This window comes from Streptodolium elevatio (genome assembly GCF_040649515.1).
Taxonomy (GTDB): domain Bacteria; phylum Actinomycetota; class Actinomycetes; order Streptomycetales; family Streptomycetaceae; genus Yinghuangia; species Yinghuangia elevatio.
Genome location: NZ_JBEZFP010000002.1, coordinates 45,720 through 61,500, shown reverse-complemented (window position 1 = coordinate 61,500; position 15,781 = coordinate 45,720). Strand labels below are relative to the sequence as shown.

Annotated in this window: 16 protein-coding genes and 2 pseudogenes; 10 read left to right on the top strand and 8 right to left on the bottom strand. The window is 68.1% G+C overall.

The genetic code is table 11. The features are described 5' to 3' along the window. Positions 1 to 14 precede the first annotated feature (14 nt). Both AB0C36_RS01340 and AB0C36_RS01335 read left to right on the top strand, forming a co-directional pair. Positions 15 to 1,454 (top strand): hypothetical protein, encoded by a 1,440-nt coding sequence (locus tag AB0C36_RS01340; RefSeq protein ID WP_358347465.1) that lies wholly within the window; start codon positions 15 to 17, stop codon positions 1,452 to 1,454. A 453-nt stretch (positions 1,455 to 1,907) separates the two neighbouring features. Next, positions 1,908 to 3,335: a hypothetical protein gene (locus tag AB0C36_RS01335; protein WP_358347462.1), complete on the top strand. Its 1,428-nt coding sequence runs from the start codon at positions 1,908 to 1,910 to the stop codon at positions 3,333 to 3,335. 63 nt (positions 3,336 to 3,398) lie between these two features. Here AB0C36_RS01335 and AB0C36_RS01330 read toward each other — a convergent pair whose 3' ends face one another. Continuing rightward, positions 3,399 to 4,160 (bottom strand): hypothetical protein, encoded by a 762-nt coding sequence (locus tag AB0C36_RS01330; RefSeq protein WP_358347459.1) that lies wholly within the window; start codon positions 4,158 to 4,160, stop codon positions 3,399 to 3,401. A 75-nt stretch (positions 4,161 to 4,235) separates the two neighbouring features. Here AB0C36_RS01330 and AB0C36_RS01325 point away from each other — a divergent pair, with 75 nt between their 5' ends. Together AB0C36_RS01325 and AB0C36_RS01320 are read left to right on the top strand one after the other, a co-directional pair. Then, positions 4,236 to 6,026 carry an AAA family ATPase gene (locus AB0C36_RS01325; RefSeq protein WP_358347456.1) on the top strand — a complete coding sequence of 597 codons (1,791 nt, stop codon included), beginning with the start codon at positions 4,236 to 4,238 and terminating at the stop codon, positions 6,024 to 6,026. 124 nt (positions 6,027 to 6,150) lie between these two features. After that, positions 6,151 to 6,927, top strand: a complete 777-nt coding sequence (locus AB0C36_RS01320) for a hypothetical protein (RefSeq protein WP_358347453.1) — start codon at positions 6,151 to 6,153, stop codon at positions 6,925 to 6,927. Between the two features lie 221 nt (positions 6,928 to 7,148). Here AB0C36_RS01320 and AB0C36_RS01315 read toward each other — a convergent pair whose 3' ends face one another. From AB0C36_RS01315 to AB0C36_RS01305, 3 genes are all read right to left on the bottom strand, one after another. Further along, the gene (locus AB0C36_RS01315; protein ID WP_358347450.1) at positions 7,149 to 7,877 is read right to left on the bottom strand and encodes a SpdA protein; all 729 of its coding nucleotides are present in this window, start codon (positions 7,875 to 7,877) and stop codon (positions 7,149 to 7,151) included. A gap of 370 nt (positions 7,878 to 8,247) precedes the next feature. Then, positions 8,248 to 8,964: a site-specific integrase gene (locus tag AB0C36_RS01310; protein ID WP_358347447.1), complete on the bottom strand. Its 717-nt coding sequence runs from the start codon at positions 8,962 to 8,964 to the stop codon at positions 8,248 to 8,250. After that, a complete protein-coding gene (locus AB0C36_RS01305) occupies positions 8,955 to 9,395 on the bottom strand; it encodes a hypothetical protein (protein WP_358347444.1) in 441 nt (146 codons plus the stop codon). The genes AB0C36_RS01310 and AB0C36_RS01305 overlap by 10 nt, the downstream gene beginning before the upstream one ends. A gap of 81 nt (positions 9,396 to 9,476) precedes the next feature. Between AB0C36_RS01305 and AB0C36_RS01300 the strand changes: the two genes are divergently transcribed. Further along, on the top strand, positions 9,477 to 9,674 hold the full coding sequence (locus tag AB0C36_RS01300; protein WP_358347441.1) for a hypothetical protein: 198 nt from the start codon (positions 9,477 to 9,479) through the stop codon (positions 9,672 to 9,674). A gap of 175 nt (positions 9,675 to 9,849) precedes the next feature. On the opposite strand, the gene AB0C36_RS01295 is transcribed toward AB0C36_RS01300, so the two are convergent. Together AB0C36_RS01295 and AB0C36_RS01290 are read right to left on the bottom strand one after the other, a co-directional pair. Then, complete coding sequence (locus AB0C36_RS01295) at positions 9,850 to 11,067, bottom strand: hypothetical protein (RefSeq protein WP_358347438.1); 1,218 nt, start codon at positions 11,065 to 11,067, stop codon at positions 9,850 to 9,852. Between the two features lie 175 nt (positions 11,068 to 11,242). Next, positions 11,243 to 11,446, bottom strand: a pseudogene (locus tag AB0C36_RS01290) (IS256 family transposase); the annotation flags it as partial. Between the two features lie 56 nt (positions 11,447 to 11,502). Between AB0C36_RS01290 and AB0C36_RS01285 the strand changes: the two are divergent. After that, positions 11,503 to 11,694 carry a hypothetical protein gene (locus tag AB0C36_RS01285; RefSeq protein ID WP_358347435.1) on the top strand — a complete coding sequence of 64 codons (192 nt, stop codon included), beginning with the start codon at positions 11,503 to 11,505 and terminating at the stop codon, positions 11,692 to 11,694. 184 nt (positions 11,695 to 11,878) lie between these two features. Here the strand turns inward: AB0C36_RS01285 and AB0C36_RS01280 are convergent, their stop codons facing one another. Then, a complete protein-coding gene (locus tag AB0C36_RS01280) occupies positions 11,879 to 12,250 on the bottom strand; it encodes a hypothetical protein (protein WP_358347432.1) in 372 nt (123 codons plus the stop codon). A gap of 105 nt (positions 12,251 to 12,355) precedes the next feature. On the opposite strand from AB0C36_RS01280, the gene AB0C36_RS01275 reads away from it, so the two are divergent. Together AB0C36_RS01275 and AB0C36_RS01270 are read left to right on the top strand one after the other, a co-directional pair. Next, the gene (locus tag AB0C36_RS01275) at positions 12,356 to 12,661 is read left to right on the top strand and encodes a YciI family protein (protein ID WP_358347429.1); all 306 of its coding nucleotides are present in this window, start codon (positions 12,356 to 12,358) and stop codon (positions 12,659 to 12,661) included. A gap of 37 nt (positions 12,662 to 12,698) precedes the next feature. Then, entirely contained in the window at positions 12,699 to 12,887 is a 189-nt protein-coding gene (locus AB0C36_RS01270) for a hypothetical protein (RefSeq protein ID WP_358347427.1), read from the top strand. Positions 12,888 to 13,064: 177 nt separating this feature from the next. Here the strand turns inward: AB0C36_RS01270 and AB0C36_RS01265 are convergent, their stop codons facing one another. Further along, positions 13,065 to 13,472 (bottom strand): MarR family winged helix-turn-helix transcriptional regulator, encoded by a 408-nt coding sequence (locus AB0C36_RS01265; protein WP_358347424.1) that lies wholly within the window; start codon positions 13,470 to 13,472, stop codon positions 13,065 to 13,067. A gap of 122 nt (positions 13,473 to 13,594) precedes the next feature. Here AB0C36_RS01265 and AB0C36_RS01260 point away from each other — a divergent pair, with 122 nt between their 5' ends. After that, on the top strand, positions 13,595 to 14,044 hold the full coding sequence (locus AB0C36_RS01260; protein WP_358347422.1) for a RidA family protein: 450 nt from the start codon (positions 13,595 to 13,597) through the stop codon (positions 14,042 to 14,044). Between the two features lie 61 nt (positions 14,045 to 14,105). Then, positions 14,106 to 15,188: pseudogene (locus tag AB0C36_RS01255) on the top strand (alkene reductase); the annotation flags it as partial. Positions 15,189 to 15,781: the final 593 nt, after the last annotated feature.

The following is a 15,781-nucleotide window of genomic DNA, read 5'->3' as shown; positions in this document are numbered from 1 at the left end:
CACGGAGCGATGCCGTGAAATACACCCTCAACGAGAAGCAGTTGGGCTTGCTCAGGCGAGTGTCGGAGGCACCTGGAACCTTCGTGGCCGGGCCTCAGGAAACCAACATCGTGTGGGCTCTTGAGTCGCGTGGGCTGGTCAAGAGCAGCTACGCCCGTGGCGGCAAGGCTGTCGCGGTCACCGCCGACGGGCGGTTCTTCCTCAAACACGGCAAACACCCGCAGGAGATCGCCGCCGAGAAGGAACGGCTCAAGAATGACCCGGCGCAGGCGGCCCTGGCGCCGAAGGACGGCGTCGAACTCCTAGCCCGGATCGTCCAAGGGCAAGGGACGGTGACCGTCACAGACCCCGGGCCCGGCACTCGCAACCGCTGGAAGGCCGCGTACTACCACGCGTTGCACCACGGCCATGTCCCCGAAGGCCACAAGCTGCGTTTCACCGGCCGGAACAAGGGCGACATCGTGATACGCCTCCTCAACGAGGAAGCGCAACGAGCCGAAGAACCGCCGCCCGTTCCCCTGATCGAGGTCCCCCAGGAGCTTGCACACCCACACTCGCTCGTCGCTCGCGCCGCGAAATCCCTGGGGCGATCACGCACCATGGCCGACTCCCGCGGCCACCCCGATGCCGTACCGATCCACGTCTCACGCCCCCTTGCCGACCGCGCTTTACGAATCGCTCAAGCCGTGATCAGCGAAGCCGAACGCCGCGGGCACGAAGTCGCTGTCGAAAGCGACCTCGTCCACGGGGAAACTGTCCACCGACTTGTCATCCGCATTGGTCGCCACAGCTACCCATGGGAGATCCTCGAGCGCACCAGCAAGGTCCCGCACGATCCAACACCTCAGGAAATTCAGCAGCAGAAGCGCCAGCCATGGCTACGCATCCCCAAGTACGACGAAAATCCCGACGGAAGGCTGACGATCGCCACACCGAGCGGCGGCTATCAAACCGTCAGCCTCGCTTACTCCGATGCGTCACGCTGGACCTTGGAGAGCCGACTGGGCCACTTCCTACGCGACGTCGAAGAAGCCTCAGCCCGGGCCGAACAGGAACGCAAAGTCCGGGAACAACGCGAAGCTGCACGCCAACGTAACTGGCACCAGAGCATCCGCGACGGCCGCGAACGCCAGGTTCGCAAGCATCGCATCGACGCCATCTTGCTCCAAGTCGATCAGTGGAGCCTCGCCGAGAAAATCCGAGCCTTCTGTGCCAAGGCAGAAAGCCGATTCCCCGAGAACACGCCAAAAGCAACCGCGGAGTGGCTCAGTTGGGCCCGGCACCATGCGGACTCCCTTGATCCCCTAACCTCGCCTCCTACGGCACCGGCCGATCCGCCGGCCACGATCCGCGCCCTCGAAGAACACCTACATGGGGACCTGCGAGCCTTCCCGTGGCCTTACGACGCGCAAGGTCGCTGGATCGCCAAGGAGGATCACCCAGACGATGGATAGTGTGCTTCGCAGGAGCGGCTCCTAGAGCTCGGTCGCGGCGGCCAAACCCCCGGACTTGATCAGGGCATCGCAAGTCGTTGGCGCACGACGACAGGCAGTATGCCCTTGCTCTCCCTGAGGAGGCGGCGTCCATGCTGCCGGACCCCGTCGAGGTCCGACAGCTCTTGGGCCCGTTCCAGCAGAACTCTGTGAATAAGCAACGGCCCCCGGAGCTCGCCCCCAGCCTCTTCGCCGTGTCCCCATCTAACTCTGTCTGTGACCTCTCATGAACAAAGCCAGACGACGTTCATGCCTGCGCCCAAGAAGGGGGAAATCCAGACAGTCCTCTCGGCGTGGAGGTCAGCCTTCCCGACATCGTGAGCGCACCCAGACGTTCGAGTTAAGGTCGTCGTCGCCGGCGAGGCGCTCTGCGTCCTCCATGAGATCCTCGACAAGGCGACCGGCACAATCGGGATGAAGCTGGTCAACTTCGGCCTAGCCGTGCCCAACCCACCGACCGGCGATGCGTCTGCACGTTACGGTGCCCCCGTGTCTATCTCGGACTTCGAACAGGTCTTACATGCCTGGCTCGACGACATCAGGCAGAACGCCCCGTCGCAGTGGTCACCCGACAGCGACCTCTTCGCCAACGTCCTGCGCCAAATCGCCGCAGCCGCGCCGCGGACCGCACGTCCCGACCTGTACATCGACGGAGACTCGCTGCCATCGTCGCGAGTCGTCCTGAGCGTGCTCGGCCTTGACCGGGCAGCCAATGCTGCGGCCACCGGCATGCCAGTGCCGGTGCCTGCGCTCGCATCGGACCTTGCGCAAGCGTGTGCGGCTCCAACGCCGGTACCCGAGACCTGGCTGCTGCTTGACGCGGACCTGCCACGCGGGACGGACCTGGCCATCGGGCCATACAACCTGCGCGTGCTCGATAAGGACCAGATTGCCGCCGTCCATCCCTTGCCCTCACTACTGGCGTTGTCGGACCGGACGGTGATGGACCCGACGGAACTGCAGAGATCTGCGTTCTTGCAGTTGCCTCGGCCAGGAGCCAAGCTCGATCGCGGATCGCTGCGCGTAAGCCTTGATACGCGGCCCGCGCTTACGCATGCCAAGGTTTTGGCGGCGTTGATGCTGTGGCGCAGTGAACCCCTTCACGTGGACGCAATCTTCTCTGTCGAGCGGGGACGCCACGTACGCGCGCACTTGTTCCAACGCGACTACCCCACTGAGCCGATTCCAGATCACGAAGGCAACGAGCTCGGCGAAGCGCATGTACGTGGGCGCTACACCGTGGGACCCGCCGAATTGTTCAACTTCGAGCGGTTCACTGACTGTGTCTGGCACATGATCGACCGCGTCGATCCGGATGCTGGCCACACGCAACAGTCGCTCAAGGGACGTGCGCGCAGGTTCCGCGAGGCCGTGGAGCATCTGATCCTGGCGTCCGCCCGCACCTACGGCACGGACTACGTTGACCCTCAGGAGGCGAACGAACTCCTGCTGCACTATGTCATTGCGCTGGAGGCGATCCTCAAGGGTGGTGCGAAGCTCCCGACGATGGGCATCAAACAGAACGCCGCGATGCTCTGGCTCGATGACGATCGCCGGTCGGCCGCGTTCGAGACGTTCGGCGGCAGCTACAAGCTACGCTCGGGGTACGCGCACGGCGACGCAGCCGAGGACCTTGACGACGATGCGGTTGATCGCGCCCGCTGCCTGCTTATCGACACGCTGCTGCGGTGGCTGGTGACGTCAGACGCACTCGGCAAGGACATTGCGCATCGGCTGCAGGACGCTCTGATCAACGACGGCGTCCGCCACTCCCTCGTCGAGCGGCCGCTGCGGGGGTTCTTTGCCGCGACGCCACCAGCAGCCCCGCCCGGCGACGCCTGACAGCGCCATCAACCGCTGACCCCAAGGTGTCGCGCGAACTCGCGAATGTGAGAGTTCGGGCTCTCAGGCGGAGGCGGGCTCGTCGACCTCGTCCGGCCCGACCCACACCGAGACCATCGGGATCGGGCCGTCCGCCGCAGCCCCCGGCCCCCATCCGCCGACCGCCACAACGCCCGGGGTCGGCTGCGGCGGACCTGGGAAGTGAGCGGCGCGCAGTCCGAATAAGAGCGGGGTGGGCATGCCCAGGCGGTCAAACCGAAGCAGCGTGGTGGACTGGAGGAAGGGGTAGCGCTGCCGCATCGCGTCCTCGTCGGTCCCGGAGTACAGCGCGACGCTGAGCCGGGCGGTGTCCTGACCGGGACCGGGCACCAGGATCTCGATGTCCGGCGGGTCCGCGCTCAGCGGCCGACCGAGCGGCGGAAGCCCTTCCAAGGCGAAACACGTGATCGTCGCTACATGCCCGCCCGCGGGGTGGTCGAGCCGAGGCCCTTGGACCGGCTGCGTACGGTGCTTGGTCTTCGGGCCGACGTAGGCGTGCGTCTGCCCGGTGTGGTGCAGCGACAGCTTGGGCTCACCGAACTTCGCCTTGCGGTGCAGCAGTTGCGCGGTGACGTCGGCGGAGGCGTTGGGGGCGATTGCCGTGTTCGCAGATGCCTTCGCGGTCCAGTTGGTCCCGACGAAGGGCCGAATGTAGAGGCTGGCGTCGCCTGGATTGCCCGGGCCTGCCCATGACAAGTGCGCCACCTGAGCGAACCCGCCCTCGTACGCGGAGACGATCCGGATGCTCTCCACGCCATGCGGGGCCAGCTGCGACGACTGCTGCACAGCGGGCTAACATACCGCTCCCGATGCCGCTCCGGTGCGGACGGGCATGTCAGCCGCCGCGGCTATCGTGGGGCGATGGACTCGCGTGACGTGCTGCTGCCGGGCCTGGCGGTCCAGGGGTATCGCAGTTTCGGCGGCGGCATGCAGGCCATCGCCCCGCTGACGAAAGTCAACCTGCTCGCCGGTCAGAACAATGCCGGCAAATCCAACTTGCTGCGCCTGGCCGCATCGCATCTCCACCACAAACACATCAGCTTCGAGGACCTCGACGCCCCGCGTTGGAGCACGGGCGCCCCGGCGGCGACGATCGCCCTGGCGCGCCGCCTGACAGCTGAGGACATCGCCGAGCTGATGCCCCAGAGGGGCCCGGACACCACCGAAGTACACACCGCCCTGCGCTTCCTCACCTCCGGCCCTTTCAACCTGGGCACCGACGATCTGATGTGGGTGCGGTACCAGGCCCCGTCGTCCCCGGGCGCGAAGCCCTCCGGCTGGCGCGTCGACGGATCGCAGGTCGCCCAGGCTCTGGAGGCGGTCAACGGCAACCGGGAACTGATGCGCATGCTCGGCGCCCTGCACCCGAACCAGAACGTCCAGCACGAGCAGGCGGTCCGGAAGCTGCTCGACAAGCTGTCCCCGTTGCAGCGACTCCCGCGGTTCGCCGCGGTGGATGCCTTCCGGAGGATGCGTCCTCTGGACGACGAGGAGTCCGAAGCCATCCACAACGGCCCTGGCTTGATAGCCGAACTGCAGAAGCTTGAGCGGCCCGTGATCGGCCGCCAGGACGATCAGGAGCGCTTCGAGGCGATCAACGAGTTCGTATGCTCGGTGTTCGAGGACGCGGCGGCCACCTTGGAGATCCCGCACGATGCCAGGACGATCCACGTACGCCGGGGCGACCGCGTGCTTCCCCTGGAGAACTGGGGCACCGGCTACCACCAAGTCATCATCCTCGCCGCCGCGGCCACACTGCTGCGCCGGACGGTGGTGTGTATAGAGGAGCCCGAGGTCCATCTGCACCCGCTGCTGCAGCGCAAACTCGTCCGCTACCTCAGCGAGCAGACCGACAACCAGTACCTCATAGCGACCCACTCCGCGCACCTGCTCGACTACGAGTGCGCCAGCGTCTTCCACGTCCGACTCGTCGGCGACCACACCGAAGTCCACCAGGCTTTGACCACGCACGAGCTGTCCGCTGTGTGCACCGACCTGGGGTACCGCCCGTCCGACCTACTCCAGACCAACGCAATCATCTGGGTGGAAGGCCCCACCGACCGCCTCTACCTGAGGCGCTGGCTCACCCTCACGGCGCCCGAACTCATCGAGGGCATCCACTACTCGATCATGTTCTACGGAGGCCGGCTCCTCAACCACCTCAGCGCCGACGACCCGGCCTTCGACGACTTCATCTCTCTGCGGCGGCTGAACCGGCACATGGCCATCCTGATCGACAGCGACAAGACCACGGCCCGCGGCAGGATCAACGCCACAAAGCAGCGCCTCGCCGACGAGTTCGCCGCAGCCGAGGCCCCCGGGTTCGCGTGGGTCACCAAGTGCCGCACGATCGAGAACTACCTCCCGATACCCCTGCGCGTCGACGCGCTCAAGGCCGTCCGAGCCGACGCCCGGCTCGCCGACACCGACGACCAGTGGGGCGACCCCCTCGCCCTGATCAAAGGCGGCAAGCTGGACAAGGTCGCCCTGGCCCACGCAGCGTGCGAGCGACTCTCCCTCGCCGACCTGAACCGCTGGGATCTGGGGGAGAGACTCCACCAGACAGCCGCCTTCATCCGCCGCGCCAACGGCCTCCCAATCGCTTATGTCGTCGACGGCCCCGCCCCTGACTCTGTGGAGGCTCGACACTGATCTTGGTCGAGGTCCATCCGGGACCCGCCCAAAAGCGGCCCCGGACGCCGCCGATCGGATGATCGCGCCGTGTCACGCCCCGCAGGGAGCGCCCAGCCCACCGGCGGCCTCGTAACGTTGTGCGATGAACGCATCGGCGAGCGGTTCCGAGGAATTCGCCTATCTGGCCCCACTCTTCCAAGCCGCAGCGGCGCACCGAACCGGTGACGTAATCATCCCGTTGCCTCCGCCCGAAGCGGGCAGCAGTCTGGCCGCGGACGACGGGCCCCTGAAGTCGTGGGGTACCGCCGGCTGGGTCCGGTGCTTGTTGCCAGCGGGGTTGCTCCACGTTGAAGTCCTGAGGACATTGGTCGCCGACGTGCGACGCGTCGATCCGTTCACCCCCTGGACATTGCTGCGTGCCGCCGTGGAGGACTTCGCCACAGCCGTGTGGCTGCTGGACGGACCAACCCGCAAGGTGCGCCAACACCGTGCGCTCCGCTTATGGGCCGAAGACTTTCGCAATCGTGCCCAGCACGAGGACGACACCGGCCACACCCCCGAAGGCTCGGCGAAGTCTGGCACAGAGCGACGCGAGGAGGTCCAGCACCTGGCCGACATGCTTGGGCTTCGTGCGCTGGCGCGGCCGCATGTCACGGAGATCATCTCCGACGCGGCCCCGGTCGTCGGGCTGGACCCTCGGCAGGCACGAGCGTCATGGCGGGTCGCTTCCGGCTTCGCCCACGGCCGCCGCTGGACCCCCCTGCGTGCCGCGGCACCCAACGAAATCATCGCGACTGGCGAGGACAGGCTTGTCGCCTTCGTGATCGACGACGCCGAGCTCGACTCTCTGGCCTCGGTCTGTCGCACGTTCCTGGAACACGCCGCCCAGCGCTACACGGCGCGCGGCACCGCGCTGTAGGCGCGAGGCCACGCGCCAACGCCCGGCCTCCCAGACCACGTTCGCTTCCCTGCCCGTGCCGAACCGCGGCAGGCCACGCCTACTGGCGGCGGGAGCCCCCGACACTGCGCGCAATCGGTCAGCCTGCGCCCACTCCCCCGTGGTGATGCCGGTGAACACGCCCTCCCCTTCGTCGACTTCCGCGATGAGCAGATGAGAGAAGCGAGCGCAGCGGCGCGTCATCACAGGCTCCGGACCGTGGAATCGGACGCTTCGGCCCGGATCATTGCGACCAACAGACGTGAGCGGGCGGCGCCGATATGAAGCTGCTTGCGCAGGCTCTCTGCGGAGATCGGCCGCCGGTGTTCAGCCCAGTGACGTGCGTCTTCCTCGCGAGCGCGCCTCAGCAGCCTGCCTTCCGGGTGGTCCTGTTCGACACCGACAGAAAGATCCACAGCCTGTGGACGAGCGGCCTCGATCTTCAGGTCCGTGGTCGGCTCCTCCTGCGTCACGTACTGGCCTTCGAGATTGCCGTCAACACCCGCAACACCGCTGAGAGCTTGCAGGAGTCCGGGGCCTACTTCGGCCCAGCCGATCAATAGGAGCGGCCCGACCGCGTCGAATGCGGCTCGGCCGTACTGCCGAGCGATCAATGGGTCCGCCACGTTCAGCGCGAGCGTCATCACGCTGGAGAAGACGAGCAGGCGCCTCGCAGGGCGCAGTTGGTTGGGGTCTGCTCCGTGCAGGGCGAGGTGGCGTACGGCGAGGAGCAAGCCGAGGACCGAGAGGTCGACTGCTGGGGCAACCAGGGGTGCCACCCACGGAGGTACGCCGAGTCGCAGAGCCAGGGTCCAGACGTTGCCGAAGCCGAAGAGGAAGGTGAGACCTACGACGGCGCCCATGATCCAGGTGACGGCGCGCAGGGTTCCTTCTTGGCCGAAGGGCGCGTCTCGTGCGCCGGGCGCGCGCATCACTCCGGCCGTCCGGGCATCGCCGGCTGGAAACGCCCCTCGATCACGAGGCGGCCGCGTGAAACCCGCAGGTCAGAGGTATGACCATTTGTTTCGGTCCCTGCCAGGGGCACCCAAGCTCGATAGATCAAAAGCCCCGTGACCTGCGAAAACGCAGAGCGCGGGGCTTCTTTGTGGTTTAGACCAATCCCCTAGGTGTGCAGCCGTATGCCACGAAACGCAGCCTTGTGACCTGCGGCGCGGCCATATCGCGGCCAAGCCGCTCGAGCGTTCCCGCAGGTCACCCCGCGCTTGTGGGCGCATCGTGGGTGGGGCACGGCCACACGGCGTCAGTCCTCGCCTTCTAGCAGCTTCTCGATCCGTCGGTTGTTCAACTCCTCTCGTCCGTCAAGGCACTTGCGTATCGGCGCATCAGGACTTCCACGCTGTTGCCCGCACGGCGCGCTACCTCCGTGGGGTCCATCCCGGCGTTCAGCCACGACGAGAGGGCAGCGTGCCGCAAGTCGTACGGGGTGGCTGCCAACGGCGAACCCACCTGAGCAGGCGTCAGTGCGAGGTTCCGCGCCTCCTCCCACGTTCGTGAGTAGGTGGACGCGCCGACCACTCCCCTGCGCTCGTTCCCGAAGACGCGTCCGTCCTTCGCGTTCGGGAACTGCTCCAAGTGCTCGCGCAGCGGTCGTACCAACACGGGCGGGATCGGGACCGGCCGTGTCTCCTTGCCTGCGCGGCCCTTGTGTGCGCGGTCGTCGTGCGTCTCGCCGGAGTCCGTCCATTGCTTCCCGGCGGCCGGTCGGGTCTCGTGCAGAGTCAGCGGTCCCCACCCCTCTTCGGGCAAGTCGCAATCGGCGACCTTGAGATCCGTCGCTTCCGCCCGGCCGCGTGCCGCCGTAGTACATAGACCCGAACAACGCGACCAGGCGTCGGCGACGGGCCCGTCTGTAGCCACCCACGTACGAGACTGCGGCCAACAACTCCCGGGAATGCCTGAGGGGTTCACGACGGCGCGGCGGTCTATCTGCTTGACCACCTTCGGCGCCGTCCACTTCACCGCGTCGCTCGGGTGTTCGCGGAACTCCTTCAGCTCCAAGGCGTATCCGAGGGCCCGTAGAACACGGACCGCTTGCGGCGTACCGTCTCGGCAGCAGCCCGCGTGCCGTCCAGCTTGAGCGCCAGACCGTCAAGCACGCTGCGCATGACCGCAGCTTCGGACAGGTCGGCCAGCGGCCGAGATACGTCCGCAACCCACGTGAGTGCGTTCGCGATAGGCGCGGGCATCTCTGCGCGCCGCTCCTCCGGGACGAACGCCCGGCCACGAAGTGCGCACGGCAACGTCTCCGGATCCGGGCGGCCGGGGCGATCTGTGGCCATCGTCCGCGTGACTGCGGTGAGCGTCTCGCTGTTGCTGTTCCGCGAATTCGCCGAAGCGAACGGCCACTTCAGCGCCGCGTACTGCTGCGCGAAGTCGTACCAGGTGCGCGAGGCAGGCTCGACGGCCTTCCCCGCCAAAACCTGGTTCACGAAGTCATCCGCGTCGGAACCGAATTCGACGGTAGCGAGCGCTCACCCATGCGGAACCCGGAAGCGCGGATCACTCTCGGCGTGACGGCCGCGCGAGGCGGCGACCTCGACCAGGCCGTGATGTACGGCGAGTGGGCTTTGAAGAACGTGCGCCGGTCACTCCCGTCGTTGCTCATGATCAGCCGAGAGCTGGCCATGGAAGTGCGCACCAGGTTCTCCGGTTCCGCACAGGCACGCGACTACCTGGAATACCTCGACAGCCTGACCCGCCGGAGATAGCGCAGCTGCTGAGGGGTCACCGGCGGGAAGGTACCTACAGAATCTTGAAAACGCGACGGTATCCGGTGGTCCGCTGACGAAGGGCGGTTGTTCGTCGGGCCGTTGCGTGCCTGCGGTCCCGGCCGGACCGCCGGGACCGCAGGCTGGGGTACCGCAGGCTGGGGTACCGGAGGGGTTACCGGCAGCCGGTCAGCAGCAGGGGGATCGGCCGGTAGCCGGGTGAGGTGGTGTCGGTGCGGTAGGCGGTCACGAGCAGTTCCGGGCCCGCGCCGTTGATGCCGCTGGCGGTGGTCCCGGCCGGCACGGCGAGGTTGAGCGACCGCAGTCGGCCATTTTCCAGCGCCACCGCGAACGCGGTGTCGTCTCCTTCACGGTTTCCTACGGCCGCGAACCCGCCGCGGACGGCGGTTGCCTGGTCGAGCATCTCCACACCGTCCGGCAGGGTGACCCGCTGCCACGTGTGGCCGTCGAAGCGCAGGACGAGTCCGTCCAAGGTGCCGTCGGTGTCCCGCGTACCGCCGACCGCCCACACCTCGTGCGGGCCGCGCGCGACGACATCGCGCAGTTCCCCGTTCGGCACGGACACCGGCACGCTGGTCCACGCCGTCCCGTCGTAGTGCATGATGACCGGCTTCATCTCCATCGAGCGGCCCACCGCCCAAACGTCGTCCGGGGCCAGGGCGGTCACCGACAGCAGGATCCCGCCGTCGGCGATGGGCGGCGTGGCCACGACCTGCCAGGCGGTGCCGTCCCAGTGCCGCACCACCGGCTCGGTGTGGGAGAGCTGCTGCGGCCGCCCGGTCACCGGGTCGATCACCACGCCGTCGAGGATTTCCGCGTAACCGACAGCCCAGGCGTCCCGGGGGCTGATCTCGTCCACGTCCAGCAGGCCCGCGCCGAGAGTGCTCTCCGGCACCGGAGCCGGGATCACTCGCCACGAGGCGCCGTCCCACCGCTCGGTCAACATGCCCTCGAGCAACGGGTCGAAGTCCCCGACAAGCATGCCGCTGCGTGCGGACGAAGCATCCGCGCCGTGCACCTGCACATCGCTGCCCGCCGGTAGTTGCGGCAGCGCGATCTCGCGCCAAATCCCGCCGTCACGCGCATCCCGTCCCACCAGTACCGGCGAGAACACCAGCCGCGGCTTGGGGCCATCCAGAACGCCCGCCCGCGAACCCGCCACCCAAGTGGTGAACGCGTCGGGACGCGCGATCACCGTCGCCTGCGCGTCACCCATCGGCAAGACACTCTCCGACCAGCTCCCAGCCGACGCGCCGCCCAGCCGTGCCGACGCATGCTGCCCGGCCTCCACGGCCTGCGCGGTGGCGGCCGAACCGCCCGTCAGCGCGGACGCCACAACCAGCGCTGCCACGCCCTTGACGAAAACGTGCACGGAAATCCCCTCGGTCCCGGGGCAGCGTCCCCGCCCCGTCACCCCTACCGACGCCCCGGCGGCGCCGCGCGTCACAACCCGACGTTCCGCAGCGCCCGAACACCACACTCGGGGCGGCACACGCCCGCCAATGAGGGTCTGTAAATCGAACGGTGTAACGGGGTTGGTGTGGGGGTCAGTTGCGTGTGGCGGACAGGCGTCCGTCGAAGGCGATGTCGAAGGCGTTGGATGCGGCTTTCCAGTGCATGGTCCAGCGTTTGCGACTGGTGCCGGTGGGGTCGAGGGACATGATGGCCATGTAGACGCATTTGAGGGCGGCCTGATCGATGGGTAAGTGCCCGCGGGCCGCGCGGGGGCCGCAGTTGGCGGATTCCGTTGCGGGGGCCCAACCGGTCTCGTCCACGCTCAAAGCGAGGCGTCACCCTGGGTCCCGGCATGGGAGAGGACGCGCGTGGGGCCGTGGCGATGGGGCAGTTGATCGTCTGGGACACCGGCGAGGCCGTGGCGGAGTTCGCGGATGTCGTGTCCGGTGCGCGGATCCCACGGGTTCTGAACGTTCCGGACGGGGCGTCCGTAGCCGTGGTGCTGGCAGAACTGCTCGGCGAAGTCGAGGCTGCGCTCGCGTGATCGGCCGACCCCGGGGTTGATCACCATCGAATCCCTTGAGGACGTCGGTGTGGATGTCGCGGGGCTGATGGCTCGTCAGAGGCGGGAGCGGTACGAGCTGACTGACGAATGGCGTGACTGGTAATCGTCGGTCGGTTCCTTGGCTCTGAGAGCGGCTTCGAGTTGGTGGGGTGAGGTGCGGGGGTCAGGGAGTGGGCGGTTTTGCCCAGGGGGCGAAGCGCTGGTCGGGGGCGGCGTCGTCGCGCCAGTACCTCAGGACCGTTTCGTGCACGACGTCGAGTCGTTCCGCCGCGATGAGGCACGACGTGGGCTCGGAGCCGCCGGCGTCGGCCTCGAATGCGACCACGACGGGCGGCTCCTCCCCCAGTTGACGGGACAGTTGCAGAAGCTCGTCGGGGGACGGGGCGCGGAAGGTGGCGTCGGAGAAGGCGGACGGGCAGCTGACGAACGTCGGTTCGTGGAAGACCAGTTCCAGACCGTGGTGGTACGTCAGGTCGTACCCGGCCGCAAGGCGGAACTGGGCGGGGCCCAGGTGAGTACCTCCCAGTCCCACCACGAGCCGTCCGGCAATTGCAGGGCGCTGCGTTGTGTTGCGTCCGGCATGCTTGCCCCTGTCGGTTCGAAGAGATCGACATGCTAGGCGGACGGCTTGGGAGGGTGCGTGCAGTTTCTTTTGGTGGCGTACGACGGCACCGACGAGCAGGCTTTGGAACGGAGAATGCGCGTACGGGACGACCATGTCCGGCTGGGGGACGCGATGGTCGCCGCGGGGAGCATGCTCTTCGGTACGGCGATTCTGGACGGCGCCGACCGGATGATCGGGTCCATGCTCGTACTGGACTTCCCGTCGCGGGACGAGCTCGACGCCTGGCTGAAGGTGGAGCCGTATGTGACGGGTGGTGTGTGGGAGCGGATCGACGTTCAGCCGTGCCGAGTTGGGCCGTCGTTCGCTGCCGTTCGCCCCTGAGTGAGGTCATCAAAAGTCGTTGTCAGGGGCGGGAGTTGTGAGTCGGCGGCGGTACGTGGCGCGTGGGGTGCCGGGCGGATATCGGATCTGGGACAACAAGCGGCAGCGGTGGTGGGGTGAGCTGTACGAGCTGTGTCCTGATGATCTGCTCGTCGAGCTGAACGGTGCGGCGAACTACGCGCGGGTCACTGCGCTGCTCAAGCGGTATCGGGCCTTGAAGCGGTAGGGGGAGCCCCGCGGGGCGGGGAGGCGGGTGGGTGGCACGCAGGCGGGGGCTCAGGCGCGCAGGGCGGGTGGGGCCCGCAGGCGGGTGGGCCCGCAGGCGCGTGGGCCCGCAGGCGCGTGGGCCCGCAGGCGCGTGGGCCCGCAGGCGCGTGAGGAGGGACTCCGTACCGGGCCGGGGTCAGGCCAGGAGGGCCGTGACCAGGGGGGCCAAGGCGGGGGTCGTGGCCTGGGTTGCCAGGGACGCGGTCAGGACCTCGGTGTAGGTCGGGGCGGCGGCGGACTGCGTACGCCGGCCTTCGTCGGTGATGACGGTGTAGACGCCGCGGCGGTCGGCGGGGCAGAGGTCGCGGCGGGTGAGGCCGTCGGCTTCGAGGCGGGCGGCGAGGCGGCTCACGGAGCTCTGGTTGAGGCCGATGCGGGCCGCGAGGTCCTGCATGCGGAGTTCGCCGTCGTGGGCGGTGGAGAGGTGGCAGAGCGCGCGGTACTCGGAGAGCCCGAGGTTGTGGGTGCGCTTGAGGGCTCGTTCGAGGTCGTGTTCGACGCGGGCGTGGAGGGTTGTGAGTTCGTCCCATCGGGCCGGGTCCATGGGTGCCCTCCTCTGCGGTCGGTTCGGATTGCCTGTTGACACGAGCTTACATGCATGCACAACATATGCATGTGCAAGCAATAAATGTATGAGCATGGATCTGACGAGAGGACGTGTGTGCCATGACTGCGGTGACGGCGGCGGCGAAGACCGGGCGCGAGTGGGTCTCGGAGGACGGGCGGATCGAGCGGATCGCCACGGAGCCGGACTGGTACGAGTCGTACAAGATTTCGCAGGCGGTGCGGGCGGGGGGCCTTGTGTACGTGTCCGGCCAGGCCGGCTTCACCGAGGACGGCAGGACGGTGGAAGGCGGGTTTCTGGCGCAGGGGCGGCAGGCGTTCCGGAACCTGCAGCGGGTGCTCGAGGCGGCGGGACTGACGTTCGCGGACGTGGTGAAGGTCGGGATCTTCGTCCGTGACATGGCCAGCCATCTGGATCAACTCATCGAGCTGCGCGAGGAGTTCCTGGTGAAGCCCTATCCGGCGGACACGCTGATCGAGGTCGTGGCCCTGGCCCAGCCCGACTGGCTCATCGAGGTGGAGGTCGTCGCCTTGGACCGCCGGCAGGACTGAAGCGGCGGATCAGCGGAGCAGAGGCTCGGGACGAGCGGGAAAGACGATCAGGGAACCGGAGATGGAGACAGCAGTGGGTGCGTACGAGCGGTTGTTGGCGTCGGTTTCGGTGGGTGGGCGCGAGTTGGCGAATCGCGTCGCGATGGCGCCCATGACACGGGGGCGGGCGCACGATGTGAGCGGGGTGCCGAGCCCGCTGACGCCCGAGTACTACCGGCAGCGGGCGGGCGCAGGGCTGTTGATAACCGAGGGGGCGTACGTCAATCCGCTCGCGAAGGGCGGCCCCGGGATCCCCGGGATCCACAGCGAGGAACAGGGTGCCGCGTGGCGGGCCGTGACCGAGGCCGTGCACGAGGAGGGCGGCACGATCTACGCACAGCTGTGGCATGTGGGGCGCATGACGCATCCGCTTGTCCTGCCGGAAGGCGCGTTGCCCGTGGCGCCATCGGCGGTACGGATCGACGGGCCGCAGATTTTCACGCGGGACGGGTGGGTCGCCCATGTGACGCCGCGTCCGCTCACGGCGGAGGAAATTGCGGAGACGGTACGGGACTTCGCGCGCGCGGCGGAGGTCGCCGTGGCGGCCGGGTTCGACGGGGTGGAAATCCACGGCGCCAACGGCTACTTGGTGCAGCAGTTCCTTGCGGAGAACACCAACCGGCGGACGGACGCGTACGGCGGATCGCTGAACGGCCGGTTGCGCTTCGCGGTCGAGGTGACCGAGGCGGTCGCGGCGGCCGTGGGCGCGGAGCGTGTCGGGTTGCGCGTCTCGCCGGGGAACGACGAGAACCAGATTGCCGAGGCGGATCCTGCGGCGACGTACGGCGCGTTGGTGGAGGCCGTGGCACCACTGGGACTTGCGTACCTGCATGTGCTGAAGCGCGGCGAGTTCGAGGCGGTTTCGGAGATGCGGCGACGGTGGTCCGGGACGCTGATCGCCAATCACAACGGCCCCGCGCCGAGCAGCCCGGACGTCGGGGCGCGGTTGGTGGCTGACGGCAGCGCCGATCTCGTGGCGTTCGGACGGCTGTTCATCACCAATCCCGACTTGCCCGCGCGCCTGCGAGGCGGTGTGCCGTTGGCGGCGCCCGCGACGGAGAACGTGTACGGCGGTGGGGCGGAGGGGTACGTCGACTACCCGGCGGCCGTTGGAGAGATGGGGGCGGGGATAGGGACGCGGTCTGGGCCCGGGTCGGGTTCGGGGCCTGGGGTGGGGGTTGGGGCAGAGAGTGGGCAACTGGCCGGGGAGCAGACGGCATTCGAGGCGGGGGTGAGGGATGGGCTATCGGACGGTGATCGGGTGTTGACCGCTGGGAGTTGATTCGGAGGGGGCTCTTGGGCGGATCAGTTGGGTGCGCCGTCGGCAAGGGTGGGTCTGGCCTCAGGGCGGGCGTGCGGCCCTGGGCCTCTGGGCGTGCGTGCGGGCGTGCGGGCGGCGCAGCCTGGGCGGGCGGCATGTGGGCGGCGCTGCATGGGGATGGCGGACCAGCTGCGGGGCGGCTGGGCGGAGCCGTATGGGTGGCGCTGGGGCGCGGTTCGGCCCGGGTCGGCGGTGCGGTGGGGGCGCACGTGGCGGTGAGACGGCCCAATGGGCGGTCGGGCTCAGGGCTGCGGGCGTGGCGAGGCGGTGTTGGTTCAGGCGGCGGTCGCGTGTGCGCGGCGGGATTGTGGTTGTGCGGCTCGCGCAGGGGGCGTCTCGGAATCGTGGCCGTGGTGGGGGCGGGATGCGGACGGGAT

What these genes read in the sequence shown, in the direction of transcription:
- AB0C36_RS01335 (WP_358347462.1), top strand. Translation starts at nt 1,908, where the DNA reads ATGAAGCTGGTCAACTTCGGCCTAGCCGTGCCCAACCCACCGACCGGC.
- AB0C36_RS01325 (WP_358347456.1), top strand. Translation starts at nt 4,236, where the DNA reads ATGGACTCGCGTGACGTGCTGCTGCCGGGCCTGGCGGTCCAGGGGTAT.
- AB0C36_RS01320 (WP_358347453.1), top strand. Translation starts at nt 6,151, where the DNA reads ATGAACGCATCGGCGAGCGGTTCCGAGGAATTCGCCTATCTGGCCCCA.
- AB0C36_RS01315 (WP_358347450.1), bottom strand. Translation starts at nt 7,877, where the DNA reads ATGCGCGCGCCCGGCGCACGAGACGCGCCCTTCGGCCAAGAAGGAACC.
- AB0C36_RS01285 (WP_358347435.1), top strand. Translation starts at nt 11,503, where the DNA reads ATGGGAGAGGACGCGCGTGGGGCCGTGGCGATGGGGCAGTTGATCGTC.
- AB0C36_RS01265 (WP_358347424.1), bottom strand. Translation starts at nt 13,472, where the DNA reads ATGGACCCGGCCCGATGGGACGAACTCACAACCCTCCACGCCCGCGTC.
- AB0C36_RS01260 (WP_358347422.1), top strand. Translation starts at nt 13,595, where the DNA reads ATGACTGCGGTGACGGCGGCGGCGAAGACCGGGCGCGAGTGGGTCTCG.